Source organism: Bradyrhizobium sp. BLXBL-01 (genome assembly GCF_051853025.1).
GTDB lineage: Bacteria > Pseudomonadota > Alphaproteobacteria > Rhizobiales > Xanthobacteraceae > Bradyrhizobium.
Genome location: NZ_CP182471.1, coordinates 4,587,299 through 4,612,326, shown reverse-complemented (window position 1 = coordinate 4,612,326; position 25,028 = coordinate 4,587,299). Strand labels below are relative to the sequence as shown.

Genomic DNA, 25,028 nt, shown 5'->3' with positions numbered 1-25,028 from the left:
CTTTTGCGACCCGCGAGGCTTGCCGGGCCGAGCGGGTAAAAAGCAGCTTGTTCAAAGGCTAGTTCGCCGGTGCCATAATGCCGGTACTGTGCATGGGGTTGTTTTGCACGTTTGGTTGGCGCGCGGTGGAGGCGCTAACCCGCCGCCTCGTCGAATTGCGCGCTCGCCTCCAGCCATTGCTCCTCGGCGCGCGCCAGCGCGTCGGCCGCGTTCGCGCGCGCCTTCGACAGCTGCGCGGCCTGCTTGGGATCACGCGTGAAGATGTCGGGCAGGGCCAGCGCCGTGTCGATCTTGGCGATGATCTCGCTGACGCGCGCGATCTCGGCCTCGGCTTCGGCGATGCGCTTCTTCAGCGAGCCGCGATTGTCCACTCTTGGACGCAGCGGCTTCTCAGGCGGCGCGCTGCGCTCGCGCGGGGCTTCGGCGTTGCGCGTCGACAGCACCAGGCGGCGATATTCGTCGAGGTCGCCGTCGTAATTGGTGACGGTGCGATCGGCGACGATCCAGAGCCGATCGGCGCAGGCCTCGATCAGATAGCGGTCGTGCGAGACCATGATCACCGCGCCGGGAAACTCGTTGATCGCTTCCGCAAGCGCCCCGCGGCTGTCGATGTCGAGATGGTTGGTCGGCTCGTCCAGGATGATCATGTTGGGGCCAAAGAAGGTCGCAAGGCCCAGGAGGAGGCGCGCCTTCTCGCCGCCTGACAATTTGCCAGCCTTGGTGTCGGCGGCCTTGCCGGAGAAGCCGATCGCGCCGGCGCGGGCGCGCACCTTGGCCTCGGGCGCATCACCCATCAGCTTGCGGACGTGGTCGTAGGCGGAAGCGTCTTCATTGAGCTCATCGAGCTGATGCTGCGCGAAATAGGCGATCGACAGCTTGTCGGCGCGCGTCACCTTGCCCGAGAACGGCGCAAGACGTCCGGCGAGCAGTTTCACCAGCGTCGACTTGCCGTTGCCGTTGGCGCCCAGCAGCGCGATGCGGTCGTCATTGTCGATGCGCAAGGTGACGCGGCCCAGCACCGGGCTCGCCGGGTCGTAGCCGACCGAGGCGTTGTCGACGGCAATGATCGGCGGCGACAAGATCTTCTCCGGCGCCGGGAAGCTGATCTCCCGCACGTCCTCGGTGACCAGCGCCGTGATCGGCTTCAGCCGCTCCAGCATTTTCACGCGAGACTGTGCCTGCCGGGCTTTCGATGCCTTGGCCTTGAAGCGGTCGACAAAGGCCTGCAGGCGGGCGCGCTCGGCCTCCTGGCGCTTGACCGCCTTGGCATCGAGCAGCTCGCGCGCGGCGCGCTGCTCCTCGAACGAGGAATAAGACCCCTTGTAGAGCGTGAGCTTGCCGCGCTCCAGATGCAGGATCTGGTCGACCGAGCTTTCCAGGAGGTCGCGGTCGTGGCTGATCACGATCACCGTGCGCGGATAATGCGCGAGGTGATCCTCCAGCCACAGCGTGCCTTCGAGGTCGAGATAGTTGGTGGGCTCGTCGAGCAGCAGAAGGTCAGGCGCCGCGAACAGCGTTGCGGCGAGCGCGACGCGCATGCGCCAGCCGCCGGAGAATTCGGCACAGGGGCGGAGCTGATCGGCGGCGGAGAAGCCGAGGCCGGAGAGAATCGCGGCCGCGCGGCTCGGCGCCGAGTGGGCGTCGATGTCGACGAGGCGGGTCTGGATCTCGGCGATGCGGTGCGGATCGGTCGCGTGCTCGGCCTCGGTGAGCAGCGCGTCGCGTTCGAGGTCGGCCTTGAGCACGACCGAGATCAGGCTTTCGGGGCCGTTCGGCGCTTCCTGCGCCAAGCTGCCGATGCGCCAGCGCGGCGGCAGGGTCACCGAGCCGTGCTCGGCCGCAAGTTCGCCGCGGATCACCTTGAACAACGTCGACTTGCCGGTGCCGTTGCGTCCGACCAGGCCGACGCGCGATCCGGGCGTGATCTGCACGGAACTCTGGTCGATCAAAAGGCGTCCGGCGAGGCGGATGGAGAGGTCGTTGATGGCGAGCATGCGGCCTTGTCACCGCAAGGCGCGTCGAACGCAACCCGTTTTTCCGTCAGTGCGTCTCGCGTTCACGCCGCCGCAGCTCGTTCAGGAGCTGCTCGAGATGGGTCGGCAGGCGCGGCTCGGGCCGGAGGCTCTGCTGCAGCCGTTCGCCCACGGCATCGCAAATCGAGCGGCTGGTGCGCCGGTCGATCTGTTCGCTGTCACTGGCAAAAGGCCCAGCCATCGCAAGGTTCCGTGTTCTCGAAGTAAAGACACGGTACCAAGTCATTGCCGGCGAAATGGTTTCGCCGGCTGCAGGGAATGCCGGACATTCTCGTAAAAATTGTATGAGCTGCGCCTTGTCCGCTCAAGGCAAAGCCCCGGCGAGGGGGGCGCCGGGGCTTCTCTTGGCAGGTACCTTGGGGGGCTTAGGTACCCTTCGAAAGGTGCTGACGGGTTCAGTAGCAGCGGTTGATCAGCCGCCAGCGGGGTCCCCAGGGGGTCGGGACCAGCCGGCGCACATAGCAGCCCCCATAACCGTAGGAGACGGGAGCATAGTAGCGCGGACCGCCCCAGCGGTAGCCGCCGTGCCAGCCGCCACCGCCATGCCAGCCCGGGCCGCCGCCATGCCAATGAGCGGAGGCCGAGGTCGGCGCCAGCGCGGCACCGAGCGCAACCGCGGCGACAGCGGCAAGCGAAAGTTTCCTCAACATGGTGATCTCCTCAAAACTGCCCGGCGCGGGGGAATCCGCGTCGATGGAAAGGCCTCCGAAACGGTCCGCCTGACGATCAGGCTTCGGTTTCGATGGAGCCACCTTACGCTGGCGAAGCTGAACCGGACCCTCACGGCGGTTTCAGATTGGGTTCATCTGGGTGAAATTGTTGTCATCCAAGCCGAAATCGGACGCCGGCCGCCTGCGGCGAAGCGCCTGTGAGGCCGTTTCGGCGGTCGCTTGCCGTCCGGCAAAGGCGCCGATATAAGCCCCGCAACTCGACAACCACCCGCCTTCTTCCCCAAGGACAATATTATGGCCATCGAACGCACGTTCTCGATCATCAAGCCCGACGCGACCGAGCGTAACCTGACCGGCGCGGTCAATGCCGTGATCGAGAAGGCAGGCCTGCGCATCGTGGCGCAGAAGCGCATCCGCATGACCAAGGAGCAGGCCGAGACCTTCTACGCCGTCCACAAGGCGCGCCCCTTCTTCGGCGAGCTCGTGGCGTTCATGACCTCCGGCCCGGTCGTGGTTCAGGTCCTGGAAGGCGAAGGCGCGATCGCCAAGTACCGCGAGGTGATGGGCGCGACCGATCCGTCCAAGGCCGCCGAGGGCACCGTGCGCAAGCTCTACGCCAAGTCGATCGGCGAGAACTCGGTGCACGGTTCGGATGCGCCGGAGACCGCCGCGATCGAGATCGCGCAGTTCTTCTCGGGCAACGAGATCGTCGGCTGATCCAGCCGGCAGGTTAGAAACAACGGGCGAAAGGACTCATTGTGGACTGGCTCTGGCAGATCTTCGATCCCGCTACGATCGGGGCATTCTTCACCCAGTTCCGCAACGAGATGGCTGCGCCGACCTTCTGGATCGCGGTCGGCAAGATCATCTGGATCAACATCCTGCTCTCCGGCGACAATGCGCTGGTGATCGCGCTCGCGTGCCGCGGCCTCTCGCCGCGGCATCGGCTGTGGGGCATGATCTTCGGTGCCGGCGCAGCGGTGATGCTGCGGATCATCTTCACCGGTATCGTCGCCACACTGATGGAGTTGCCGTATCTCAAGCTGGTCGGCGGCCTTGCGCTGATCGTGATCGCGGCCAAGCTCCTGGTGCCGGAACACGATGACGATGACGACGTCGACGCTGCCGCGCATCTGTGGCAGGCGATCCAGATCGTCGTGGTCGCCGACATCGTCATGAGTCTCGACAACGTCATTGCGGTCGCCGCCGCGGCCAATGGCAGCGTGCCTCTGCTGATCCTCGGCCTTGCCATCAGCGTGCCGCTGATCGTGGCCGGCGCGGCGCTGATCATGGCGCTGCTGGAAAAGCTGCCGGTCCTGGTCTGGGCTGGCGCGGCATTGCTCGGCTGGATCTCGGGCGAGGTGATCGCGACCGATCCCGGCGTCGCGCCGCGACTGCACGCGCTGTTCGAGGGCCCGTTCGGCGCCTCGCTCGACGCCATGCTGGGGGTATTCCGCATCCCGCCGCAATTCGGCCATGGCGGGGCCGGCCCCGAATTTCTCTGCGCCGCACTCGGCGTCCTCGTCGTGCTGGTGGTCGGCACCATCTGGCGCCGGCGCAGGCTGACCGCCGTCGCGCTGGCATCCTCCGAGCAGCACGCCAAGGCTTCGGCGGAATAGAGTTTTCCGAGGATTGCTGTTCAGCTCTCCCGCAGGGAGAGGCGAGCACTCGCCGCCATTGTCAGCGCCGCACGATCGATCCCGAGCGGCCGATCAGGCGGGCGAGCTGACGGAAGCGGCTGCCGACGCGATCGGCGACGAGGTCGCCGAGCCGGTGCTCGAACACCAGCATCAATTTGCGGCCCTGGCTGCGGAAATGCGTGGCGGGCAGCACGCCGGGACGTGCAGCCGAGATCAGATGCGCGACGCGGAATGCAGCGCCCAGGAGGCGCGCGCGTTCGAGTTGCGCCGGCGTCAGCAGCTCCTGCATGGTGGCCGGCGGCTGGTTCTCCTCGCTGAGGCCGGCATAGCGATAGAACACCGACAGGCCGACGAAGGCGCGTTCGGTGTGGGTGATCGCGCCGAAATTGCCGTTGACGACGAGGCTGAGCGTCTGTTCGCCGCGATGATCGGGATGCACGCGCCAGCCGATGTCGGAGAGCAGGCAAGCGGTGTGGCGGAGGCGACGGTCCTCTTCCGTCTCGCGCAGCTTGACGACGCGCACCAGGCGGTCGGTCCAGGCGATCAGCTCCCGCGCGTGTTTGGCTGAACGCGACAGCAGCTGGTTCAGCTCCTCGGCCGCGCAGATCAGCCCGTCCTTGGTCCGTTCGGTCTCCGACAGCTTCTCGTGCAGCAGACCCTCGCGCACGCCGAAGGTCGAGAACACGATCGTCTTGGGTTTTGCGACTCGGATGATGTGCTCGAGCACCAGCGCCGCATAGGTGAGGAGAGGGCGCCGCGCATCGGCGACGATCTCGATGTCGGCAAGCATGTTGGCGGCGGCGAGGCGCCGCAGGCGGCGCGAGAAGTCGAGCGCTTCAGCAGCCGGGATGGAATAGCCGTGCATCACCTGGAGCGGATAGCCGCTCTGGATGATGTGGATGCGCGCGAGCGCGCGCCAGGTGCCGCCGACGGCGTAGAAGGTGCGGCCGCGGCCTGCAGTCAGCTGCGGCACCTCGTCGATCTCCTCGCGCACGATGCGATCGGCACGCTTGAGCGATTTGTGCGCGAGATCCTGGAGCGCGAGACCGCCGAGCGGCAACGTCACGCCGCTGCGCACCGCGTTCCTGCGCACGTCGATCAGCTCGAGCGAGCCGCCGCCGAGGTCGCCGACGATGCCGTCGGGGAGGTGGATGCCGGAGATCACGCCGAGCGCCGAGAGCCGCGCCTCCCGCGGGCCCGACAAGATCTCGATCTTCACCGCGCAGATGCGCTCGGCCTTGGCGATGAAATCGGGACCGTTGGAGGCGTCGCGGCACGCCGCGGTCGCGATCGCGAACACGCGTCCGACCTGCATCACCCGGCACAGCGCGCGAAACCGTTTCAGCGAGGTCAGCGCCTTGTCGACGGCGTCGGGCGCAAGCAGGCCCGTGCTCTGCACCTCGCGTCCGAGGCCGCACAGCGTCTTCTCGTTGAAGATCGGGATGAGGCTGCGCGCCAGCGCCTCGTAGACGACGAGGCGGACCGAGTTGGAGCCGATGTCGATAACCGCGACGCTCGAGCCGCGCTTGCGCGGCCGCTTCACGTCGCAAATCCCCGATCAGGATTGATGGCGTTCGTTCCGGCGCGTGAGACGACGCGGCGAGGATTCCTTGAGCGACTTTCCACGGCCAGACAGACTCGGATTCGTCATGAAGTAGTTGTGGACGTTGAAAGGCTCCTCGCCCTTCGCGGTCTTCATACGCGTTGAAGACCCATCCGGCAACAACTGCCAGCTCTGCTCATTGTCCTTCAGGTTCGCGACCATGATCTGTTCGAGAACCTGCTGATGCACCGTCGGATTTTGCAGCGGACACAGCACCTCGACGCGGCGGTCGAGGTTTCGCGGCATCATGTCGGCAGAGGAGATATACACAGCCGCTTTCGCGCTCGGCAGGCCCTGGCCCATGCCGAAGCAGTAGATTCGGCCATGTTCCAGGAAGCGGCCGATGATCGACTTGACGCGGATGTTCTCCGACAGGCCGGGAATGCCGGGCCTGAGGCAGCAGATGCCGCGCACCACGAGCTCGACCTGGACGCCGGCCTGGGACGCCTCGTAGAGCGCATCGATGATGTCGGGGTCGACCAGCGCATTCATCTTCATCCAGACCGCGCCCGGACGGCCGTGCCGCGCATGCGCGGTCTCGCCCTGGATGTGCTCGATGATGCGCTTGCGCAAGGTCAGCGGCGACACGGCCATCTTTTCCAGATCGCTCGGCGCGGCATAGCCGGTGATGAAATTGAACACGCGCGCGGCATCGCGGCCGATGGTCGGGTCCGAGGTGAAGTAGGAAAGGTCGGTGTAGATGCGCGCGGTGACCGGGTGATAGTTGCCGGTGCCGGTGTGGACGTAGGTCGTCAGGCTGCCGCCCTCGCGGCGCACCACCATCGAGAGCTTTGCGTGCGTCTTCAGTTCGAGGAAGCCGTAGACGACCTGCACGCCGGCGCGTTCGAGATCGCGCGCCCAGCGGATGTTGGCTTCCTCGTCGAACCGCGCTTTCAGCTCGATCAGTGCAGTGACGGATTTGCCGGCTTCGGCCGCTTCGGCGAGCGCGCGCACGATCGGTGAGTTGTTGGAGGTGCGGTAGAGGGTCTGCTTGATCGCGACGACATCAGGGTCGCGCGTGGCCTGCTGCAGGAACTGCACGACGACGTCGAACGACTCGTAGGGATGATGGACGATCAGGTCCTTCTGCCGGATCGCGGCAAAGATGTCGCCGCCATGCTCGCGCACGCGTTCGGGATGGCGCGGCACGTAAGGGGTGAATTCGAGGTCGGGCCGGTCGAGCCGGGTCAGCTGCGAGAGCTCGTTCATCGCCTGCACGCCGTCGACCAGGAACACCTCGTCGTCGGCGGCCGAGAGCGCGTGCTGCACGAAGCTGCGCAGCTCCTCCGGCATCTTGGCGTCGATCTCGAGCCGGATCACCGATCCGCGGCGGCGGCGCTTCAGCGCGGTCTCGAACAGGCGGACGAGGTCTTCGGCCTCTTCCTCGATTTCGAGCTCGGAGTCGCGAATGATCCGGAAGGCGCCATGGCCGTGCAGATTGTAGCCGGGGAACAGGCGGTTGATGAACAGGGCAGTGGCCTGTTCCAGCGAGATCAGGCGCACCGTGCCCTCCGCCGGCAGGCGGATGAAGCGGTCGATCTTGCCGGGCATGCGGATCAGCGCGTTCATCTGCTTGCCGTCGGCGGCGCGCGTGAGGTGCAGCGCGATGGTGAAGCCGAGGCTCGGAATGAACGGGAAGGGGTGGGCCGGATCGATCGCCAGCGGCGTCAGCAGCGGGAACACGTTGTTGAGGAAGTAGTCCTCGATCCAGGTCCGTTCCGCCTTGGTGACGTCCTTGCCGTCAACCAGCACGATGCCGACATCGGCCAGCGTGCCGCGCAGGTCGCGCCAGATCGCCTGCTGGTCGGAGGCGAGCTGGGAGACGGTGCGGTTGATCAGCGCGAGCTGCTCGGACGGCGTCAGGCCGTCGGGGCTGCGTTCGGCAATGCCCTCGCGCACCTGGGCCTTGATGCCGGCAACGCGGACCATGAAGAACTCGTCGAGGTTATTCGCGGAAATCGACAGGAATCGCACCCGCTCCAGCACGGGGTGGCTGGGGTTGACCGATTCCTCCAGGACGCGGCGGTTGAAATGCAGCCAGGACAGCTCGCGGTTGATGAACCGCTCGGGGCTGGACGCGATTGCCGGGAGGCCCTCGGTTTCTGGGGCTTTCTCTTTGGTTTCAAGAGCTTGCGCAGAGTCCATTAGAAGTCGGTCCATCCAGTTCACCCAATTGCGACTTAAGCGCAAAATCGGCGGGAGCATGTGTTAGAGCGATGACGTTTCGATGACATTGATGTTCCGCCGCCGCCCCGCGTCAAGCCGGCTTCAGGGAGGCCTGCGAGCCGGTCAGGCGTCCCGGAGCAGCTCGGCGGCCAGCGCCCGGGTGACGGGACGGCCGAGCCGCAGGGCTTCGCTGTCGAGCAGCTCGATGGCACGGCGGGCGGCGGCCGAGGACCGTTCCAGGCGGGTGGCGAGATAGCCGACCACGCTCTCGTCCACATTGAGCTGGCGGTCGGCGCAGAACTTGACGATGAGGCCGCGGAACAGCTGGTCGTCGGGCGGCAGCAGCGTGACCACCGGAACGGCGCGCAGGCGCGAGCGCAGGTCGCGCAGCTCGATCTGAAGCGCGGCCGGTGCCTCGCGCCCGGTGAAGAGGACGTAGGCGCCGTCCTCGCGGGCGAGATTCATCAGGTGAAACAGGGCGCGCTCGTCGAAGTCCCCAGCCTTGAGATCCTCGACCACCAGCGCGCCGGTGGCGAGCGCGCCGGGCACGGCCGCCGCGGTCAGCGCATTGGCGGTGGTCGAACGGGCGCCAGCGTCCTCGGCCCAGATCGCGGCGAGATGGCTCTTGCCGCTGCCCTCCGGGCCCGCCAGCCACATGATCCGGTTCGGCCATTCCGGCCAGCTGTCGATCAGGCCGAGACCGGCCGCGTTGGCGGGGCCTTCGAGGAAGTTGTCCCGGCTGAGGCTCTCCGCATGCGGAAGTGCAAACGCCAATTGTCGGGGATGAACGCGGCCTGCCACGCTTGCTTTGCTCCATGCCGGCGCGCCGGCCGGTTCGAAGAGAATTCGATTCGATCGAGCGGAGATGGCCTTTACGAGGCCGCTTCCACTTTCATTTGGCCTCGATCGTGCTCATGTGCCGCAGCCACTCGACGAGATAGAGCGACACGGAGGAGAGCGTGAGGACCGTGACGAGACTCATCAGGATGATATCATAGGGCGCGGGCTTGAAGCCGAAGGCAAGCGCCGCCAGCACCAGGGCTGCGAACGCCACTTGCGCGACCGTGTTGAGCTTGGACACTTTCGACGGCTTCATCTCGACCGGCCGGTCGAACAGCCAGGACACGATCACGGCGGCGACGATCATGATGTCGCGCGAGACCACCAGGATCACGATCCAGCGCGGGATCGCGCCCCAGATGCCGAGCGCCATGTAGATCGAGACCAGCAGCGCCTTGTCGGCGAGCGGATCGAGCAGGGCGCCCAGCTCGCTCGTCATGTTGAAGCGCTTGGCCAAGAACCCGTCCACGGCATCGCTGATGCCGGCGATGAGGAAGACGGCGAACGCGACCTCCATTTGGCTCGATACGATGGCCCAGACGATGATCGGGACCAGCATGATGCGGCCCAGGGTAATGATGTTTGGAATACTCACGCAGCGCTTCCCGGCACCGGTTCTGACCTCAAATCCGGCCCGTTGCAGGCTGAACCGGTTGATATGTCTACATAGTATAGCGGGGAGCGCCATGCGAGCCATTGCGCGTCCCCGGAATTCGACGTAACCAGCCGCAAACCCACTGGAAATCGGGCATGACCGACCGCAAAAACGGCCTCACTTACGCCGATTCAGGCGTCGATATCGACGCGGGCAACCGCCTGGTCGACCTGATCAAGCCGATGGTGCGCGCCACCGCACGGCCGGGCGCCGATGCCGAGATCGGCGGCTTCGGCGGCCTGTTCGACCTCAAGGCGGCCGGCTTCAAGGATCCGGTCCTCGTGGCCGCGACCGACGGTGTCGGCACCAAGGTCAAGATCGCGATCGAGACCGGGCTGCATGGCGGCATCGGCATCGACCTCGTCGCCATGAGCGTCAACGACCTCGTGGTGCAGGGCGCCGAGCCGCTGTTTTTCCTGGACTATTTCGCCTGCGGCAAGCTCGACCCCGAGGCCACTGCGGCGATCGTCGCAGGCGTTGCAGAAGGATGCCGCGAATCCGGCTGCGCGCTGATCGGCGGGGAAACCGCCGAGATGCCCGGCCTCTACAAGGACGGCGACTACGACCTCGGCGGCTTTGCCGTCGGCGCCGCCGAGCGCGGTACGTTGTTGCCGCGAAAGGACATCGCCGCGGGCGATGCCGTGATCGGTCTCGCTTCGTCCGGCGTGCATTCCAACGGCTTCTCGCTGGTCCGCAAGATCGTCGAGCAGTCGGGCCTCAGCTTCGAGGCGCAGGCGCCGTTCGCGCCGGTGATGACGCTCGGCGGCGCGCTGCTGACGCCGACCAGGCTGTACGTCAAATCCTGCCTGCGCGCGATCCGGGAGACCGGCGCGGTGAAGGGGCTCGCCCACATCACCGGCGGCGGCTTCACCGACAACATCCCGCGCGTGCTGCCCAAGCACCTCGGCGTCGGCATCGATCTGGCACGCCTGCCGGTGCTGCCGGTGTTCAAATGGCTGGCCGCGCAGGCCGGCATCGCCGAGCTGGAAATGCTGCGCACCTTCAATTGCGGCATCGGCATGATCGCGATCGTCGAGCCCGACAAGGTCGACAAGGTGATCGAGGTCTTCACCGACGCCGGCGAGACCGTGGCGCAGCTCGGCACCGTGATTCCGGCCGAGGGCGAGCACCGCGTCGTCTATAACGGCCATCTCGACATGGCGCTGTGATGAAGCGCCGCGTCGCCATCCTGATTTCCGGGCGCGGCTCCAACATGGCCGCCTTGATCAGGGCAGCCGCTGCCGCCGATTTTCCGGCGGAGATATCGCTCGTCATCTCCAACAAGGCCGATGCGCTCGGCCTCGAACGTGCCCGGGCGGGCGGCGTGACCACGGAGGTGATCGAGAGCAAGCCGTTCGGCAAGGACCGCGCCGGCTTCGAGAAGGCGCTGCAGGCGGCGCTCGACAAGCACGGCATCGAGCTGATTTGTCTGGGCGGCTTCATGCGCCTGTTCACGGCCGAGTTCACCAAGGCCTGGTACGGGCGGATGCTCAACATCCATCCCTCGCTGCTGCCGTCGTTCCCCGGCCTCGACCCGCACGGCCAGGCCCTGCGCGCGGGCGTCAAGCTGTCCGGCGCGACGGTGCACTTCGTCATCCCCGAGACCGATGCCGGCCCGATCGTGATGCAGGGCGCGGTTCCCGTCAGCGACCACGACACTGCGGAAACGCTGTCCGAACGCATCCTCGAAGTCGAGCACCGCATCTATCCCGAGGCGCTGCGGCTGCTCGCGACCGGCAAGGTCCGGATCGAGGGCGATGTCTGCAAGACGGCGGGAAGCGCGGCGTCGGAGAATTTCTTGGTTGCGCCGGTGGTGTGCTGAAGAGCCGCCCCGTCCCGTCATTGCGAGGAGCTCTTGCGACGAAGCAATCCAGAATCGCTCCGCGGAAAGATTCTGGATTGCTTCGCTTCGCTCGCAATGACGGAATATGTGGCGCGTGCGAGCCGAACCATGAACCTACGCGCAACGGGCGAGCCCCAAACAAGATCCCCCGGCAGAGCCGGGGGCAACGTCATGATCGCTCGCTTGCCGCGAGAGACATCAGGAAACCTTGAGGTTTTCCGCGGACGACTTGCCGCGGTTCTCCACGAGGTCGAATTCAACCACCTGGTTCTCGTTGAGGGTGGAGAGTCCGGCACGCTCGACCGCGGAGATGTGGACGAACACGTCCTTGTCGCCGCCGTTCGGCTTGATGAACCCATAGCCCTTGGTCGGGTTGAACCATTTGACGGTGCCCTTTTGCGGCATCGCTCGTCTCCTCCACTAGATATAAAAAAGACGCGGCCGCTTTTCGCGTACCACGCCACAAACGGTCTTCCGGAAGTCTGTTCGAGTCTTGAGGCGCAATGTCGCGAAACGCACAGCCACGCGGCCAATTCCGATTGTGACCGATATTGCAACATGAAAATCGTCGCCTAGCAAGCCGCGCGAGGATTTCAAGACCAGGCCAGCTGCCTTCAAGCGCAATTTGCGACCTGTGGCAGCAGAACCACAATCAGTGCAATAGCCTTGGCCGTCATGCGCCGACCGGTTGACCCCTCGTGGCAGTTCGGCACAAATCGCCGCTAGCGCCGCAGACCGTGTTGCATTTTTGCGCGCCGCCACTTCGCTACGGGATTCATGGTCATGCGCTGCGCCGCGCAGCTCTCCGGGACACGGCAGACGATCGGGCTGGACCGCGTCCGCCGGATCGCCGCTGCGCTTGCGATGGCGTTTGCGCTGGTCGTGACCATGGCGGCGGTGAGCCCGAGCTTTGCGCAAAGCCCGACGCCGACACCCACCCCGACGCCCACGCCGTCGCCGACGCCGATTCCGTCGCCGACCTCGACCAATCAGGATCAGTCAGCCGGCAACAGCGCGCTCAATCTCGGCTCGGGCTTCCTGGAACGGCTCGGCAACCAGGCATCCGGCGGCGTCAACCGGGCGTTCCGCACCAATCCGGGCGGCGGCGGTGCCTCGGCGGGCACGGAAGATCCCCGCTACCGCACCTGGTTCGAGGGCTACGGCCTCTCGGTCCGGACCGATGCGCAAGGCGATTTCGTCGGCGACAAGCGCAAGACCTTTGGCGGCGTCGCCGGTTTCGGCGCGCGGCTCGCACCCGGCGTCAACATCGGATTCTCGGTCGACCACAGCCACACCGACATCGACGTGCCGCTGGCACTGCAATCCGCAACGCTCGAACTGACCCAGCTCGGCTTCAGCGGCTCGGTCGACAAGGGCCCGTGGACCTGGGCCTTTGCGGTGGTGCACGGCTTCGGCAAGGTCCATTCCAGCCGCGACACCGGCCTTGGCCTTGCGACCGCGGGCTATCGCGCCGCCGTCGACGGCGCGCTGACCGAGATCAGCTATTACTGGACCAAGGACCAGATGCGCATCGTGCCGAAGGGCGCGCTGGAATATGTGCGCGCCACCAGCGCCGCGTTCAGTGAGTCCGGCGGGCTCGACCCGCTCAACGTCGGCGCGACGGCGCTCTCGCGCGCGCGCATCATGATCGGGGCGGAGATCGGCCGCTACTTCATTATCGACCAGAAGATCCTGGACCTCTCGGCCTACGGCAAGTTCGTCGACAATTTCCACCAGGACCTGGGATCCATCCAGGTCAGCCTGGGCGCCCAGAACATCATCGTTCCCGGCATCGGCGAGAGCCGTTACGGCGCGGATGCCGGTGCCTCGGCTTCGCTCAGCCTGACCAACGTGGCTCGGCTCTACGTCAATTACGACGGCAAGTTCCGCAACGAGCTCACCTCGCACCAGGGCACAATCGGCTTCGAATACAAATGGTGAGCTGACGCTCGCCTGCGTTCAGGTCGGCGCCGTCGCCACATATCCGGTCAAGCCAAAGCCCTCGCGCGCCGCCGTCATCATCGGCACCAGCGCGTTCGGATGGATGAACTCGTCGCGGAAGCAGGGATAGGTCCTGGGATCGAAAATCTTCTTCAGCCAGTCGACCACGATCTTGTGGCGCTCGGAGGTGCGAAACTCCTTGTGATAGGTGAGCCAGAGATCGGCGTGGTGGCTGACGCCGAGGTCGACGGCAACGAGCGGCGCGCCGAGCGCAGTCGACACCGTCGGCAGGAAGCCGATGCCGGCGCCGCGCTCCACCGCATAGAGCACGCCCACCGACGAATTGGTCTTGATCCCGACGATGCCCTCGAGCGACTTCAGCCCGAGCACGCGGGCATAGGCGCCGTCGTCGACCTGCGGCGCGCTCTGCTTGATGATGCGGTGGTTGTTCAATTCGGCGAGCGTTGCCGGCACGCCGTAGAGGCTTTCATATTCCTTGGAGACGAAGGGATAGATGTGGAGACGGCCGAGCTTGGCGACGATCAGATCCGGATTGGTCGGCGGCTCGAGCTGGATTGCGATGTCGGATTCGAGCCGCGCGACGTCGGCCTGCTCCATTGCGCAGCGCAGATCGACGGTGATCTTGCGGTAGGTCTTCTGGAAATCGATCAGCCGCGGCAGGATCCAGAAATTGCCGGGGCCTTCCGTCACGGCGACGCGCACGGTGCCCGAGGTGTCGTTCGATGTCCGGGCGGCGCGGCGGAAGACGTTGAAGGCGTGACGCTCCATATGCGTGACGTCGGCGATCATCGCGTTGCCTTCATCGCTGAGCGTAAGCCCGCTCTGGTCGCGCAGGAACAGCTTGCAGCCGATGCTCTCCTCGAGCCGGTCGACGCGGCGCATCAGCGTTGTGGAGGTGAGGCCGAGCTCTTCGGCGGCATTCCGAAAACTTTTATATTTTGCGCACGCTAAAAACAGCTTCAAATCATCCCAGGACGTGCCCAGGGCTTCTTCACGGTGCTGCATCATCGCAGCACCCCGGTGCAATAACTGCTGCATACTCCTGATCCCCAACCGCTAAGCTCGTCGTCATAGCGGGGCATGAAAGCCTTGAACGATAGAGGCGTGATATGAGTATGGAAAGGGGCTCGTTTGCCGCAAGACACGATTTCGATGCCCTGCCTCTGAGCTCGGACATCGACGTCCGCTGTGCGCAATTTTCCGAAATTGGGGCGCTTTCGGAGATGGCGCACCGGCTGGTGCCGGGCGTGCAGATCGGGACGGCGGAGCTTGCCAAATATTACCTTTTCGATCCCCAGAGCATCCTGACATTCAGCCGCAAAGGCAAGCTCGTCGGCGGCATGGCGTTCCTGTTCCTCAATGATCGCGGACACGACGCGCTGCTGCTCGACGAGATTTGCCTCACTGCGCCCGAGACGCGCTATCTCGCATCGGCGGACGACGACGTCGCCGCCATCTACATCTGGGCGATCGCGGCGACGGGCCGCGGCATCGCCGGTCTCGGCAAGGCCGCGGCGCATCTGCGGCAGATAAGGTTTCGCAGTGCGGACTGCTATGCGCAGCCGTCAACGGTGGCTGGACGCGACATCATGAAGGCGACAGGCTTTGCACCTGTTCCGAGCTTTCAACCCGACCTTTGGTGCTACGAGCGGCCCTGGCATCGACGGCCGCTGCGCATGCCGGGTGCGATCATCCAATCAAGGAGCTTTGCAGATGCACGGTACTAGGATTCCTGTCGCCACGCCCTGTTCCCGCGCCATCACCATCCGCCTCGCGCGCGACCCAAGCGATCTCATGCTGGTGACCGCCATCCGCTCGGCGGTCTATCTCGCCGAGCAGGATTGTCCGTTCGAGGAGGAGTTCGACGGCAACGACATGGTCGCCGCGCATTTCATCGGCTTCGTCGGCAACGAGCCTGCGGGCTGCCTGCGGGTGCGCTTCTTCGGCGATTTCGCCAAGGTGGAGCGGCTTGCGGTGCGTCACCAATATCGGCGCTCCCGCGTCTCCTTCAAGCTGGTGCAGGCCAGCGTCGATTATGTGAAGCGCAAGGGCTTTCGCAAGATCTACGGCCAGGCGCAGGACCGGCTGGTCGATTTCTGGGCCCATTTCGGCGCCAAGCCGCTCGGTCACAACCGCAAGATCACCTTCTCGGATTTCTCCTACACGGAGATGCTGCTGGAGGTCGAGCCGGGCCCGGACGCCATCACGCTCGACAGCGATCCCTATGTGATCATCCGTCCCGAGGGCGATTGGGACCGGCCTGGCGTGCTCGATGCGTCGGCCGGGCGGGCAGTGACCTCACCGCTGCGGGACCTCGCTCTCGCCGACCGCTGAAATAGGTGCAGCTGCGCGCAACACGATGCTGGTTTCCATGCACGATGATCCGCCGATCCTGGTCTGTGCGGATCTTCAGGTCGAGTACCTGACCCCCGGCCGCCGCCACGTCATCCGTGACGGCGATGCGACGATGGCGCGCTGCCTGGAACTTCTGACGCTGTGGCGCAGCAATCTGTGGCCGGTGATGCATCTGAAGCGCATCGCGCAGGCGGCCTGGTTCAATCCGTCATCCAGGCTGACCGATTGGATCGCAGAGGCCAGGCCACGGCCGGGCGAGATGACGTTCGAGCACCCGCTGCCGTCCGCCTACAGCTCGTCGCGGTTTGTCGGCCACATGTCCGCTATCGGCGCCATGCGCTGCATTCTGGTCGGCTTTTCCCTGGACGAGACCATCCTGGCCACCGCCGTCGAGGGGTTTCACCGCAGCCATCGCTACCATGTGATCGATGACGCCGTGGCTTGCCGGCAGCCGGGCACGGACGATGCCGCCGCCTACCGGCATGCGGTGGTGAATGTCATCGCGAATTTTGCTACAATCCAGTCCAGCGCCGAACTGATCAGAACCAGCGGCGCCGTCGCGGTGTAGGCGTCCGCGGCCGGTCGATGGGGTTGAGAATTGTCGCGGGGAGACGAGCTCAAGGAGCTGGTGAGCGATCTGTCGCATGCCGCCGAGAAGGCGCGCAGGCTGGGGCTGCCCACGACGGTCTACTTGCTCTCGATGGCGCTGGTGGAGGTGAGGGAAGCCGTTGCCGCCAGCGACGAAGGGGACGACGGCGGCGCGGCGTGAAAGCTGCCCGGCCCGGCTTCTGCGATCCGTGGTGCCGTCATGTGCGGCTTTGTGCATCCCTGCTGAGCGCTTGCCGCCGACGAATTGGCGTTGCAAGTTTCGCGTCGTGGCAATAGCCACGTACTTAAGACAAGCACTTGCCATCGAGTGATGACGCCGGCCGAGCCGGCGGCGTGACGCTTTCAAGGATCTTCGCAAATGTCCATGCTGCCCAATTCGCAAGAGGCCCGGGATGTAGCCTATCAGCTCCATCCCTACACCAATGCGCGCACCCATCAGCAGGCCGGTCCCCTGGTGATCGAGCGCGGCGAGGGGCCCTATGTCTTCGACGCGTCGGGCAAGCGCTATTTCGAAGCGATGGCGGGCCTGTGGAGCGTCGGGCTCGGCTTCAACGAGAAGCGGCTGGTCGAGGCGGCGTACAAGCAGATGCAGGCGCTGCCGTTCTACCACACCTTCTCCGCTAAATCGCACGGTCCCTCGATCGACCTCGCCGAGAAGCTGGTCGCGCTCGCGCCTGTACCGATGAGCAAGGTGTTCTTCACCAATTCCGGCTCGGAAGCGAACGACACGGTGTTGAAGCTGATCGCCTATCGCTCCAATGCGCTTGGCCAGCCCCAGCGCAAGAAGGTGATCAGCCGCCTGCGTGCCTATCACGGCGTCACCATCGCATCCGCCAGCCTGACGGGCCTGCCGAACAACCACCGCTCCTTCGACCTGCCGCTGCCGAACATCCTGCATACGGGCTCGCCGCATTTTTATAAGGACGGTGCCCCCGGCGAGAGCGAGGAAGCCTTCGCCACGCGCCGGGCCGAGGAGCTCGACGCGCTGATCCAGAAGGAGGGGCCGGATACGATCGCGGCCTTCTTCGGCGAGCCGGTGATGGGGGCGGGCGGCGTCGTCGTGCCGCCGGCGACCTACTGGGACAAGATCCAGAAGGTGCTGAAGAAGTACGACATTCTCCTGGTCGCCGACGAGGTAATCTGCGGCTTCGGCCGTACCGGCAAGATGTTCGGCTGCGAGACTTACGGCATCGAGCCGGACGCGATGGTGGTCTCCAAGCAGATCACCTCGAGCTATTTCCCGCTGTCGGCGATCATCCTGAACGACCGCATGTTCGAGCCGATCGCGGACGAGAGCAACAAGATCGGCGTGCTCGGCCACGGCTTCACCGCCGGCGGCCATCCGGTCGGCTCGGCGATTGCGCTGGAAAACCTCAAGATCATCGAGGAGCGCGGCCTTGTCGCGCACGCGGCCGAGCTCGGCGCCTATATGCAGGGCCGCTTGCGTGAGCTTACGAGCCACCCGCTGGTCGGCGAGGTCCGCGGCGTCGGCATGATCGCCGCGCTTGAGCTCGTGCTCGACAAGGGGCGCAAGACCGCCGCCAGCACGCCGGGCGCCGTCGGCGGCATCGCCAGCCGCATGCTCCAGGAGCGCGGCGTGATCTCGCGCAACATGCTCGATGCCATCGCCATCTGCCCGCCGCTGATCACGACCAAGGCTCAGATCGATGAGCTGGTCACCGCGATCTCAGGCGTGCTGAACGACATGAAGAGCGAAGTGGCGAAGCTGACGCCGGCGTAGGGGCTCTCTCCCCGTCATTGCGAGGAGCCCTTGCGACGAAGCAATCCAGACTGCCACTGCGGAAAGATTCTGGATTGCTTCGCTGCGCTCGCAATGACGCTGTGGAAACAGCGGCCGCCTACGCCCGCTGCACCCCGATCACGCGGCCCTTCTCGATCGCCAGCGCCAGCTCGCCGCGCTTGAGCTTCAAGGCGGCGTCGCCGAACAGCTCGCGGCGCCAGCCGCGCAAGGCGGGGACGTCGGCCTCATCGTCCGCCGCGATCTCTTCGAGATCGTCGACGGTCGCGATCACCTTGCTTGCGACTGCGTGGCGTTCGGCGGTCATCCGCAAGAGCACCTTCAAAAGCTCGACGATGGCCGCGCCGTTGGAATTGTTGCGCGGTTTCTCCAGCTTGGGCAGCTTCGTGAAGTCCCGCGCGAGCCCACGCTCGACCGCGGCGATGATGTCCGCGCCCCATTTGGACTTCTCGAACCCCTTCGGCACCGAGCGCAGATGCGCGAGCTTCTCCAGCGTGGTCGGCGCGTGGGTCGCGATGTCGGTGACGGCTTCGTCGCGCAGCACGCGGCCGCGCGGCACGTCGCGGCTCTGCGCCTCCTGCTCGCGCCACGCCGCGACCTCCATCAGCACCGCGAGGTCCTTGGGCTTGCGGACCCGCGTCTTCAGCCGTTCCCAGGCGCGCTCGGGGTGGAAGTCATAGGTGCGGGGCGAGGTCAGGACCTCCATCTCGATGGAGACCCATTCGCTGCGGCGGCGTTTCTTCAGGTCGGCGTCGAGCGCGGCGAAGACGTCGCGCAAATGGGTGACGTCGGACACCGCGTAATGCATCTGCTCCTTGGTCAGCGGCCGGCGCGACCAGTCGGTGAAGCGGTGGGTCTTGTCCGGGCGGTGGCCGGTGACCTTCTCGACCAGCGCGTCATAGGCGATGCTGTCGCCGTAGCCGAGCACCATCGCAGCGACCTGGGTGTCGAACACCGGGTGCGGGATGATGCCCGCCTGGTGCCAGATGATCTCGATGTCCTGGCGGGCGGCGTGAAACACCTTCAGCACGCCCTCGTTGCCCATCAGCTCGAAGAACGGCTTGAGATCGATCCCCTCGGCCAGGGCGTCGATAACCACGGCTTCCTCGGCGCTGGCCATCTGCACCACGCACAGCAGCGGGTAATAAGTGGTCTCGCGCAGGAACTCGGTATCGACTGTGATGACGGAGTGCTTGGCCAGCCGGCTGCAGGCAGCCGCGAGGTCAGCGGTGGTGGTAATCAAATCCATGAACGGCCCATGACACTGAATACAGCCGTTCTGCCGAAAGTGCTGTGATGTCAAGGGGCTCTAAGCGAATTCGAGCCTTGCATCGGGCCGGAATCGTCCCTTTCCGACCAAATTCCTATTCGTAACGGACCCGCTGCGAGGGTTTTCGCGCGCAGGGCAGCGCCACCACGATCACGCACATGGCGACCAGCGCCAGTCCCAGGAACTCGAAAACCAACAGATCCACGGCGAAATCTCCAGAAACATGGATAGATTTGTCGGGGCTGCGTTGAGGGTCTGTTAATTCTCGTGGTTACCGGCGGCAGGCCGGGCCGGATGGTGGATGGAGGGTTAATGGCGGCGCGCCGCAGCCATGGTCATGCCATCAGCTTCGGCAGGCCGGCCGCGAGCATGTCCACGGCCGCGCGCACCTTCGGCGGCAGCCGGGGCGAGCGCGGCCAGAGCGCGTGGCACTCGTAGAGGAATTGCGGCTGACTGCTGAAGAGACTGACGAGCGCACCAGTATCGAGGCGCTCGCGGACCAGCCAATAGGGTAGCCACGCGAGGCCCATGCCTTGCGCCGCGGCATCGGCAATCGCCTCCAGATCGTCGAACCTCAGCCGGCCCGATGGCATGATCTCGCGCGGAATGCCGCCCTCCTGCGCAAACAGCCACGGCCGGACACGCCCCGAGCCGCGATAGATGATCGCTTGATGGTTGGCGAGATCGTCGAGCGATTTCGGCTTGCCGCTCGTGCGCAAATACGACCGCGCACCACACACCACCATGCGCTGGCTTGCGATGCGCCGCGCGATCAGACCGGACTGGTCGTCGAGATCGCCGGTCCGGATTGCCAGATCGTAGCCGGCCTCGACAATGTCGGCGATCGGATCGCCGAACGAGAGGTCGAGCTCGAGATGCGAATGTTTCCGCGCCAGCCTCATCAACAAGGGCGCGATGCAGTGCCGTCCCAGCAGGGCCGGCATGGTCACACGCAGTCGGCCGCGCGGCTCGGACAACTGGTCGGCAACGACGCTATCTGCGGCTTCGGCCTCGCTCAGCACCGCGCGGCAGCGTTCGTAATAGGCCTGGCCGGCGTCGGTCAGGCTCTGGCGCCGCGTGGTGCGGTTGAGGAGCCGTGCACCGAGGCGTTCTTCGAGGAAACGGACGTGCTTGCCCACCATCGGCCCCGACATCTCCAGGGCGTCGGCCGCGGCCGCGAAAGAGCCGAGGTCGACGGCCCTGACGAACACGGCCATGCTGGTCAGGCGGTCCATGATTGAAAACTCCTGGTTTCGACTGTTCAGTTGTTTGAGCGATTTATTCCTTTCGCGCGGACCGGCATAGCTCCATTCGGTTCAACTGTTTTGGAGTGCATCCATGGCCCGCGCCGTTCGCTTTCATCACCATGGTGGTCCCGACGTGTTGCGCATCGAGACCGTCGATGTCCCGCCGCCGGCATCGGGCGAGGTGCAGATTAGGGTCAGGGCACTCGGCCTAAACCGCGCCGAGGCCCTGTTGCGAAGGGGGACCTATATCGAGCGCGCGACTTTTCCGTCGGGGCTGGGCCTGGAGGCGACAGGCATCGTCGAAGCGGTCGGGGATGATGTGACCAGCTTTGTGCCAGGAGATGTCGTGAGCATCGTGCCGCCTCTGTCGATGGTGCGATGGCCGGCCTATGCCGAGCTCGCGACGTTTCCGGCCGAACTCGTCGTGAAACATCCGCCGGCGCTCGGCTTCGAAACGGCGGCTGCCGTGTGGATGCAGTATCTGACGGCCTACGGCGCTTTGGTTGAAATCGCCCGACTTGGCCGAGGCGACGTCGTTGCCATCACCGCGGCATCCAGCAGCGTCGGAATCGCGGCCATTCAGATTGCGAACCGGGTCGGCGCGACGGCGGTCGCGCTGACACGGACCTCGGCCAAGAGTGGGCCTTTGCGCGATGCCGGCGCTGCCCATGTCGTCGCCTCGGACGAAGACGATATTCGGGCGCGGCTGGAGGCGATCGCCGGATCAAACGGGGTCCGCGTCGTCTTCGACGCCGTCGGCGGTCCCGCGTTCGAGCCGCTGACCGCGGCCATGTCGCCGGGCGGAATCCTGATCGAATACGGCGGATTGAGTCCCGAGCCGACGCCGTTTCCGCTTCTCAACGTGTTGACCAAGAGCCTGGTGTTGCGCGGCTACCTCGTACACGAGATCATCCGCGATCCCGTGCGCCTTGCGCAGGCAAAGGCGTTCATTCTCGACGGGCTGTCCGATCGCACGTTGCAGCCGGTCATCGCCAGGACGTTCCGGTTCGAGGACATCGTCGAAGCGCATCGCTTCCTGGAGTCGAACGATCAGTTCGGCAAGATCGTGGTGACGATCTGATGAGGGGACCGTAGGGTGGATTAGCCGAAGGCGTAATCCACCGCTGTCCATATCCGCAGACGCGGAAGAGGTGGGTTACGCTGCGCGAACTGCGCTTCGCGCTTTCGCGCAGCTAACCCACCCTACGACGATCAGGGCAGCTTCAGCGACGTCTCCGCGTTGTACGGCTTCAGCGTCTCGTCGGCGGCCTTCTGGGCGGCGGCGAGGGCTTCCTTCGGCTGCTTCTTGCCGTTGAGGACCAGCATCACTTCATCCTCGAGGGTTTTGCGGACCGGGACGGTCTTGTAGGTCGCAAACCACGGCTTTGCGACGTCGAGCTGCTCGACGGCGGTCTTGGCGTCCGGGTTCTTGCCCAGGAATTCGACCATCTCGGGCGTCTTGTAGGCGGCCATGTTCGGCGCGAAATAGCCGGTGGCGCGGCTCCACCAGCCGCTCTTCTCCGGCGAGGTCATCCACTTGATCAGCGTCCAGGCGGCCTTCTGCTTGTCGGCCTCGAGGCCGGCCGGCATGATCAGTGAGGCGCCGCCGATCGGCACCGCGTTGCGGACGTTGCGCGGAATGAAGGCGACCTTGTAGGCGAACTTGGCGTTGTCGCGCACGTAGGTGAGCGAGCCCGTCGACAGCATCATCATCGCGGCATTGCCCGAGATGAAGGAGGTGCTGACGGCAGGGCCGGGCGTGGCGCCGGGCGTATGCACCTTGTGCTTATAGATCAGGTCGTTCCACCAGGAGAGCGCGCCCAGCATCGAGGGCGTGTCGTAATAGACCTCGCCGCCGAACTCCTCGTTGTAGTAGCGCCCGCCATTGCTCATGGTGAGCGTTTCCATCATCCAGCCGCAATAGTCGTAGGCGCAGGGGATCGCGATGCCCCATTGGGTCACCTTGTCGCCCTCGCGCTTGGTCAGCTTCTTGGCCCAGTCGGTGAGCTCGGCCCAGGTCTGCGGCAGCTTGCTCGGATCAAGGCCGGCTTCCTTGGCCTTGTCGGCGTTGATGTAGAGCAGCGGCGTCGAATTGTGGAAGGGCACGCCGTAGACCGAGCGGTTGATCACCGCGTTGCCCTGCAGCGCCGGGAAGAACTGGCCGAGGAACTGCTCCTTGGTGATGCCGTCCGCCTTGATCAGCGCATCGAGGTTGGTGAGCTCGTTCTCGATCTGCATGTCGAGCAGGAAGTTCGCCGACATGATCACGGCTGCCGGCGGCTTGCCGGCCTTGATCGCGGCGCGCGTCTTGATCAGCGTGTCGTCGTAGGAGCCGGTGTAGACCGCGGTCGCCTTGACGTCGGGATGGGTCTCGTTGAACTCCTTGATCAAGGTGCCCATGTCGCGGGCGAGCTTGCCGTCGACGGGGACGGGGAAGAACAGGTCGACCTCGGTCGGACCTTCGCCGGCGAGAGCCGGAAAGGCGAGGGCGCCTGCCATTGAGCCGGCCATGGCGAGGCCAAGCACGATCCTGCGGGAGAACAGCATCGGAAAATCTCCTATTTGATGCCTGAGGTGACGAAAGAGCTGATGAAGCGTTTCTGGAAGATCAGGAAGGCGACGAGCAGCGGCGCGATCACCATCAGCGTGCCCGCGGCGATGGTGCCCCAGGCCTGCGTGCCTTCGGCGGTCTTGGTGAAGACGGAGAGGCCGACCGTGAGCGGCCGCTTGTCCGGCGAATTGATCACCATCAGCGGCCACAGGAAGTCGTTCCAGTGGCTGGTCACGGAGATGATGGCGAAGGCCGAGAAGCTCGGCATCGACAGCGGCACGTAGATGTGGCGGATGCGCTGGAACAGGCCGGCACCGTCGATCAGGGCGGCGTCTTCCAGCTCGGTCGGAATGGCTTCGAACGCCTGGCGCATCAGGAAAGTGCCGAAGGCCGAGGCGAAGAACGGCATCATCACGCCGGTGAGCGTGTCATAGAGCCCGAGCTGCGCCACCAGCGACAGGTTCGGCACGATCAGCAGCACCGGCACCAGCATCAGCTGCATCAGGAACAAATAGAAGATCAGCGTCTTGCCGGCGAATTCCAGGCGCGCGAAGGCAAAGCCGGCCAGCGTGATCGTGACGAACTGCACCAAGAGGATGCCGGTGCAGATGATCGTGGTGTTGATCGTGTAGCGCGGGAAATCGCCGATCTCCCAGGCATCCCTGATATTGTCGAGCGTCGGCTTCAGGCTCGGCATCAGCTCGGCCATCGTGTTGATGCCGTCGGAGGCCGGGCGCAGCGTCGCAACGCCCATCCACAGGAACGGGATGAGCCAGACCATCGCGAGCAGCACTGTCAGCGCAAAGCCGAGCTTGGGCGTGATCTCGCCGCGGGTGGCGAGCGGAGCGTCCTTCCACAGCGTATCGATCAGCTTCATGGCCCGCCCTCGCGGTTGGCCATCGTGCGGAAGGACAGCGCGGTGAGGCCCATCAGCGCGGCGAGCGTCAGCAGCGTCGCCGCCGAGGCCTTGCCGATGTCGTAATGCTCGACCGCCTGCTGGTAGATGTAGAACAGCACGAGGTTGGTCGCGTTGGACGGCCCGCCCTGGGTCATAACGAAGACGTGGTCGACCTGCGTCACCGCGTTCAGCGTGGCGATGACGGTGACGAACAGGAAGGTGGGCTTGAGCTCCGGCAGGATGATGTGGCGCAGGCGCATGTAAGGCCCGGCGCCATCGAGATGCGCCGCCTCCATCACATCCTCGGGCACGGCCTGGAGGCCGGCGAGGAAGAACAGCATGTAATAGCCGGCATTCTTCCAGATCGTGATGACCATGATGGCGTAGAGCGCGATGTCGGGGTCGCCGAGCCAGTTCGGCAGCACCGGAAGCAGCCGGCCGATGTAATAATCGAGCAGGCCGACATTCGGCAGGAAGATGAACAGGAACAGCGCGGAGGCTGCGACCATCGGGATCAGCACCGGCAGGAACAGCGCGGCGCGCAGCGCGCTGTTCACGGCGTGGGTGCGTGACAGCGCCAGCGCGAACAACAGCGCAAGTCCGATGCTCGGCACCGCCGTGCCGACGGCGTAGATCAAATTGTTGACGACGGCGCCGGTGAAGGCGGGGTCGGCGAGCACGGCGCTGATATTGTCGAGGCCGACGAAACGCACCGGAGCCTTGGGCGTGGCGCGCTGATAGAGCGCGTCGATGAGGACGCGTCCCATCGCGCCATAGGTGAACAGCGCGAGGAAGACCAGCGAGGGCAACAGCAGCAGATAGGCCGGCAGCGAGGTCTTGAAGCGCTCCATGAACCGCTTCAGGACGTTGAGACGCGGTGCCGCCGACGTCGCGACCGGGAGAGCCGCGGGTTCAGCGAGGCTCAT

25 protein-coding genes are annotated in these 25,028 nt (G+C 65.2%); 11 read left to right on the top strand and 14 right to left on the bottom strand.

The features are described from left to right. Positions 1-134: 134 nt before the first annotated feature. The 3 genes from ACNJYA_RS21540 to ACNJYA_RS21530 all read right to left on the bottom strand — a co-directional run bounded on the left by ACNJYA_RS21540 (position 135) and on the right by ACNJYA_RS21530 (position 2,683). Positions 135-1,994, bottom strand: a complete 1,860-nt coding sequence (locus ACNJYA_RS21540; RefSeq protein WP_439363250.1) for an ABC-F family ATP-binding cassette domain-containing protein — start codon at positions 1,992-1,994, stop codon at positions 135-137. A 46-nt stretch (positions 1,995-2,040) separates the two neighbouring features. Further along, entirely contained in the window at positions 2,041-2,214 is a 174-nt protein-coding gene (locus tag ACNJYA_RS21535) for a hypothetical protein (RefSeq protein WP_172786477.1), read from the bottom strand. Between the two features lie 214 nt (positions 2,215-2,428). Continuing rightward, complete coding sequence (locus ACNJYA_RS21530) at positions 2,429-2,683, bottom strand: sulfur globule protein precursor (protein WP_172786478.1); 255 nt, start codon at positions 2,681-2,683, stop codon at positions 2,429-2,431. A gap of 315 nt (positions 2,684-2,998) precedes the next feature. On the opposite strand from ACNJYA_RS21530, the gene ndk reads away from it, so the two are divergent. Next, the gene (gene ndk, locus ACNJYA_RS21525; RefSeq protein WP_025035862.1) at positions 2,999-3,421 is read left to right on the top strand and encodes a nucleoside-diphosphate kinase; all 423 of its coding nucleotides are present in this window, start codon (positions 2,999-3,001) and stop codon (positions 3,419-3,421) included. A 41-nt stretch (positions 3,422-3,462) separates the two neighbouring features. Continuing rightward, complete coding sequence (locus tag ACNJYA_RS21520) at positions 3,463-4,323, top strand: TerC family protein (protein WP_172786479.1); 861 nt, start codon at positions 3,463-3,465, stop codon at positions 4,321-4,323. Positions 4,324-4,384: 61 nt separating this feature from the next. Here the strand turns inward: ACNJYA_RS21520 and ppx are convergent, their stop codons facing one another. The 4 genes from ppx to ACNJYA_RS21500 all read right to left on the bottom strand — a co-directional run bounded on the left by ppx (position 4,385) and on the right by ACNJYA_RS21500 (position 9,548). Further along, entirely contained in the window at positions 4,385-5,887 is a 1,503-nt protein-coding gene (ppx, locus tag ACNJYA_RS21515) for an exopolyphosphatase (protein ID WP_439400699.1), read from the bottom strand. Positions 5,888-5,902: 15 nt separating this feature from the next. Then, positions 5,903-8,092 carry an RNA degradosome polyphosphate kinase gene (locus tag ACNJYA_RS21510; protein WP_172786517.1) on the bottom strand — a complete coding sequence of 730 codons (2,190 nt, stop codon included), beginning with the start codon at positions 8,090-8,092 and terminating at the stop codon, positions 5,903-5,905. A gap of 144 nt (positions 8,093-8,236) precedes the next feature. Continuing rightward, positions 8,237-8,914: a chromosomal replication initiator DnaA gene (locus ACNJYA_RS21505; protein WP_439400698.1), complete on the bottom strand. Its 678-nt coding sequence runs from the start codon at positions 8,912-8,914 to the stop codon at positions 8,237-8,239. Positions 8,915-9,005: 91 nt separating this feature from the next. Beyond that, entirely contained in the window at positions 9,006-9,548 is a 543-nt protein-coding gene (locus tag ACNJYA_RS21500; RefSeq protein ID WP_439400697.1) for a CDP-alcohol phosphatidyltransferase family protein, read from the bottom strand. 155 nt (positions 9,549-9,703) lie between these two features. Here ACNJYA_RS21500 and purM point away from each other — a divergent pair, with 155 nt between their 5' ends. Together purM and purN are read left to right on the top strand one after the other, a co-directional pair. Beyond that, positions 9,704-10,777, top strand: coding sequence for a phosphoribosylformylglycinamidine cyclo-ligase (purM, locus tag ACNJYA_RS21495; protein WP_439400696.1), 1,074 nt, complete (start codon positions 9,704-9,706; stop codon positions 10,775-10,777). After that, a complete protein-coding gene (gene purN, locus ACNJYA_RS21490; RefSeq protein ID WP_439400695.1) occupies positions 10,777-11,430 on the top strand; it encodes a phosphoribosylglycinamide formyltransferase in 654 nt (217 codons plus the stop codon). Before purM ends, purN begins: the two co-directional genes overlap by 1 nt. A gap of 219 nt (positions 11,431-11,649) precedes the next feature. Here purN and ACNJYA_RS21485 read toward each other — a convergent pair whose 3' ends face one another. Further along, the gene (locus ACNJYA_RS21485; protein ID WP_024338088.1) at positions 11,650-11,856 is read right to left on the bottom strand and encodes a cold-shock protein; all 207 of its coding nucleotides are present in this window, start codon (positions 11,854-11,856) and stop codon (positions 11,650-11,652) included. 378 nt (positions 11,857-12,234) lie between these two features. Here ACNJYA_RS21485 and ACNJYA_RS21480 point away from each other — a divergent pair, with 378 nt between their 5' ends. After that, positions 12,235-13,392, top strand: coding sequence for an autotransporter outer membrane beta-barrel domain-containing protein (locus tag ACNJYA_RS21480; protein WP_439400694.1), 1,158 nt, complete (start codon positions 12,235-12,237; stop codon positions 13,390-13,392). Positions 13,393-13,410: 18 nt separating this feature from the next. On the opposite strand, the gene ACNJYA_RS21475 is transcribed toward ACNJYA_RS21480, so the two are convergent. Next, positions 13,411-14,451: a LysR family transcriptional regulator gene (locus ACNJYA_RS21475; protein ID WP_212257564.1), complete on the bottom strand. Its 1,041-nt coding sequence runs from the start codon at positions 14,449-14,451 to the stop codon at positions 13,411-13,413. A 71-nt stretch (positions 14,452-14,522) separates the two neighbouring features. On the opposite strand from ACNJYA_RS21475, the gene ACNJYA_RS21470 reads away from it, so the two are divergent. From ACNJYA_RS21470 to ACNJYA_RS21450, 5 genes are all read left to right on the top strand, one after another. Further along, positions 14,523-15,140, top strand: a complete 618-nt coding sequence (locus tag ACNJYA_RS21470; protein ID WP_439400693.1) for a hypothetical protein — start codon at positions 14,523-14,525, stop codon at positions 15,138-15,140. Beyond that, on the top strand, positions 15,127-15,747 hold the full coding sequence (locus tag ACNJYA_RS21465; protein ID WP_172786488.1) for a GNAT family N-acetyltransferase: 621 nt from the start codon (positions 15,127-15,129) through the stop codon (positions 15,745-15,747). The genes ACNJYA_RS21470 and ACNJYA_RS21465 overlap by 14 nt, the downstream gene beginning before the upstream one ends. A 25-nt stretch (positions 15,748-15,772) precedes the next feature. Next, a complete protein-coding gene (locus ACNJYA_RS21460; protein ID WP_172786489.1) occupies positions 15,773-16,336 on the top strand; it encodes an isochorismatase family protein in 564 nt (187 codons plus the stop codon). 30 nt (positions 16,337-16,366) lie between these two features. After that, the gene (locus tag ACNJYA_RS21455; protein WP_212257567.1) at positions 16,367-16,537 is read left to right on the top strand and encodes a hypothetical protein; all 171 of its coding nucleotides are present in this window, start codon (positions 16,367-16,369) and stop codon (positions 16,535-16,537) included. A gap of 198 nt (positions 16,538-16,735) precedes the next feature. Then, on the top strand, positions 16,736-18,118 hold the full coding sequence (locus ACNJYA_RS21450) for an aspartate aminotransferase family protein (protein ID WP_172786491.1): 1,383 nt from the start codon (positions 16,736-16,738) through the stop codon (positions 18,116-18,118). A gap of 118 nt (positions 18,119-18,236) precedes the next feature. Here ACNJYA_RS21450 and rnd read toward each other — a convergent pair whose 3' ends face one another. After that, the gene (gene rnd / locus ACNJYA_RS21445) at positions 18,237-19,385 is read right to left on the bottom strand and encodes a ribonuclease D (protein ID WP_439363244.1); all 1,149 of its coding nucleotides are present in this window, start codon (positions 19,383-19,385) and stop codon (positions 18,237-18,239) included. A 356-nt stretch (positions 19,386-19,741) separates the two neighbouring features. After that, positions 19,742-20,641, bottom strand: a complete 900-nt coding sequence (locus ACNJYA_RS21440) for a LysR family transcriptional regulator (protein ID WP_439363243.1) — start codon at positions 20,639-20,641, stop codon at positions 19,742-19,744. A gap of 103 nt (positions 20,642-20,744) precedes the next feature. On the opposite strand from ACNJYA_RS21440, the gene ACNJYA_RS21435 reads away from it, so the two are divergent. Next, positions 20,745-21,734, top strand: coding sequence for a zinc-dependent alcohol dehydrogenase family protein (locus ACNJYA_RS21435; protein ID WP_439363242.1), 990 nt, complete (start codon positions 20,745-20,747; stop codon positions 21,732-21,734). 131 nt (positions 21,735-21,865) lie between these two features. Here the strand turns inward: ACNJYA_RS21435 and ACNJYA_RS21430 are convergent, their stop codons facing one another. The 3 genes from ACNJYA_RS21430 to ACNJYA_RS21420 are packed head-to-tail and all read right to left on the bottom strand — an operon-like array spanning position 21,866 to position 25,028. Continuing rightward, positions 21,866-23,200, bottom strand: a complete 1,335-nt coding sequence (locus ACNJYA_RS21430) for an ABC transporter substrate-binding protein (RefSeq protein WP_439400692.1) — start codon at positions 23,198-23,200, stop codon at positions 21,866-21,868. A gap of 11 nt (positions 23,201-23,211) precedes the next feature. Next, positions 23,212-24,081: a carbohydrate ABC transporter permease gene (locus tag ACNJYA_RS21425; RefSeq protein WP_172786496.1), complete on the bottom strand. Its 870-nt coding sequence runs from the start codon at positions 24,079-24,081 to the stop codon at positions 23,212-23,214. Then, a complete protein-coding gene (locus ACNJYA_RS21420) occupies positions 24,078-25,028 on the bottom strand; it encodes a carbohydrate ABC transporter permease (RefSeq protein ID WP_260383441.1) in 951 nt (316 codons plus the stop codon). Before ACNJYA_RS21420 ends, ACNJYA_RS21425 begins: the two co-directional genes overlap by 4 nt.

Bases quoted from the DNA above. Each gene is read 5' to 3' on its own strand.
- ACNJYA_RS21540 (WP_439363250.1), bottom strand. From the start codon at position 1,994: ATGCTCGCCATCAACGACCTCTCCATCCGCCTCGCCGGACGCCTTTTG.
- ACNJYA_RS21535 (WP_172786477.1), bottom strand. From the start codon at position 2,214: ATGGCTGGGCCTTTTGCCAGTGACAGCGAACAGATCGACCGGCGCACC.
- ACNJYA_RS21530 (WP_172786478.1), bottom strand. From the start codon at position 2,683: ATGTTGAGGAAACTTTCGCTTGCCGCTGTCGCCGCGGTTGCGCTCGGT.
- ndk (WP_025035862.1), top strand. From the start codon at position 2,999: ATGGCCATCGAACGCACGTTCTCGATCATCAAGCCCGACGCGACCGAG.
- ACNJYA_RS21510 (WP_172786517.1), bottom strand. From the start codon at position 8,092: ATGGACTCTGCGCAAGCTCTTGAAACCAAAGAGAAAGCCCCAGAAACC.
- purM (WP_439400696.1), top strand. From the start codon at position 9,704: ATGACCGACCGCAAAAACGGCCTCACTTACGCCGATTCAGGCGTCGAT.
- purN (WP_439400695.1), top strand. From the start codon at position 10,777: ATGAAGCGCCGCGTCGCCATCCTGATTTCCGGGCGCGGCTCCAACATG.
- ACNJYA_RS21485 (WP_024338088.1), bottom strand. From the start codon at position 11,856: ATGCCGCAAAAGGGCACCGTCAAATGGTTCAACCCGACCAAGGGCTAT.
- ACNJYA_RS21480 (WP_439400694.1), top strand. From the start codon at position 12,235: ATGCGCTGCGCCGCGCAGCTCTCCGGGACACGGCAGACGATCGGGCTG.
- ACNJYA_RS21475 (WP_212257564.1), bottom strand. From the start codon at position 14,451: ATGCAGCAGTTATTGCACCGGGGTGCTGCGATGATGCAGCACCGTGAA.
- ACNJYA_RS21470 (WP_439400693.1), top strand. From the start codon at position 14,523: ATGAGTATGGAAAGGGGCTCGTTTGCCGCAAGACACGATTTCGATGCC.
- ACNJYA_RS21465 (WP_172786488.1), top strand. From the start codon at position 15,127: ATGCACGGTACTAGGATTCCTGTCGCCACGCCCTGTTCCCGCGCCATC.
- ACNJYA_RS21460 (WP_172786489.1), top strand. From the start codon at position 15,773: ATGCTGGTTTCCATGCACGATGATCCGCCGATCCTGGTCTGTGCGGAT.
- ACNJYA_RS21450 (WP_172786491.1), top strand. From the start codon at position 16,736: ATGTCCATGCTGCCCAATTCGCAAGAGGCCCGGGATGTAGCCTATCAG.
- rnd (WP_439363244.1), bottom strand. From the start codon at position 19,385: ATGGATTTGATTACCACCACCGCTGACCTCGCGGCTGCCTGCAGCCGG.
- ACNJYA_RS21440 (WP_439363243.1), bottom strand. From the start codon at position 20,641: ATGGACCGCCTGACCAGCATGGCCGTGTTCGTCAGGGCCGTCGACCTC.
- ACNJYA_RS21435 (WP_439363242.1), top strand. From the start codon at position 20,745: ATGGCCCGCGCCGTTCGCTTTCATCACCATGGTGGTCCCGACGTGTTG.
- ACNJYA_RS21430 (WP_439400692.1), bottom strand. From the start codon at position 23,200: ATGCTGTTCTCCCGCAGGATCGTGCTTGGCCTCGCCATGGCCGGCTCA.
- ACNJYA_RS21425 (WP_172786496.1), bottom strand. From the start codon at position 24,081: ATGAAGCTGATCGATACGCTGTGGAAGGACGCTCCGCTCGCCACCCGC.
- ACNJYA_RS21420 (WP_260383441.1), bottom strand. From the start codon at position 25,028: ATGAGCCTCGCTGAACCCGCGGCTCTCCCGGTCGCGACGTCGGCGGCA.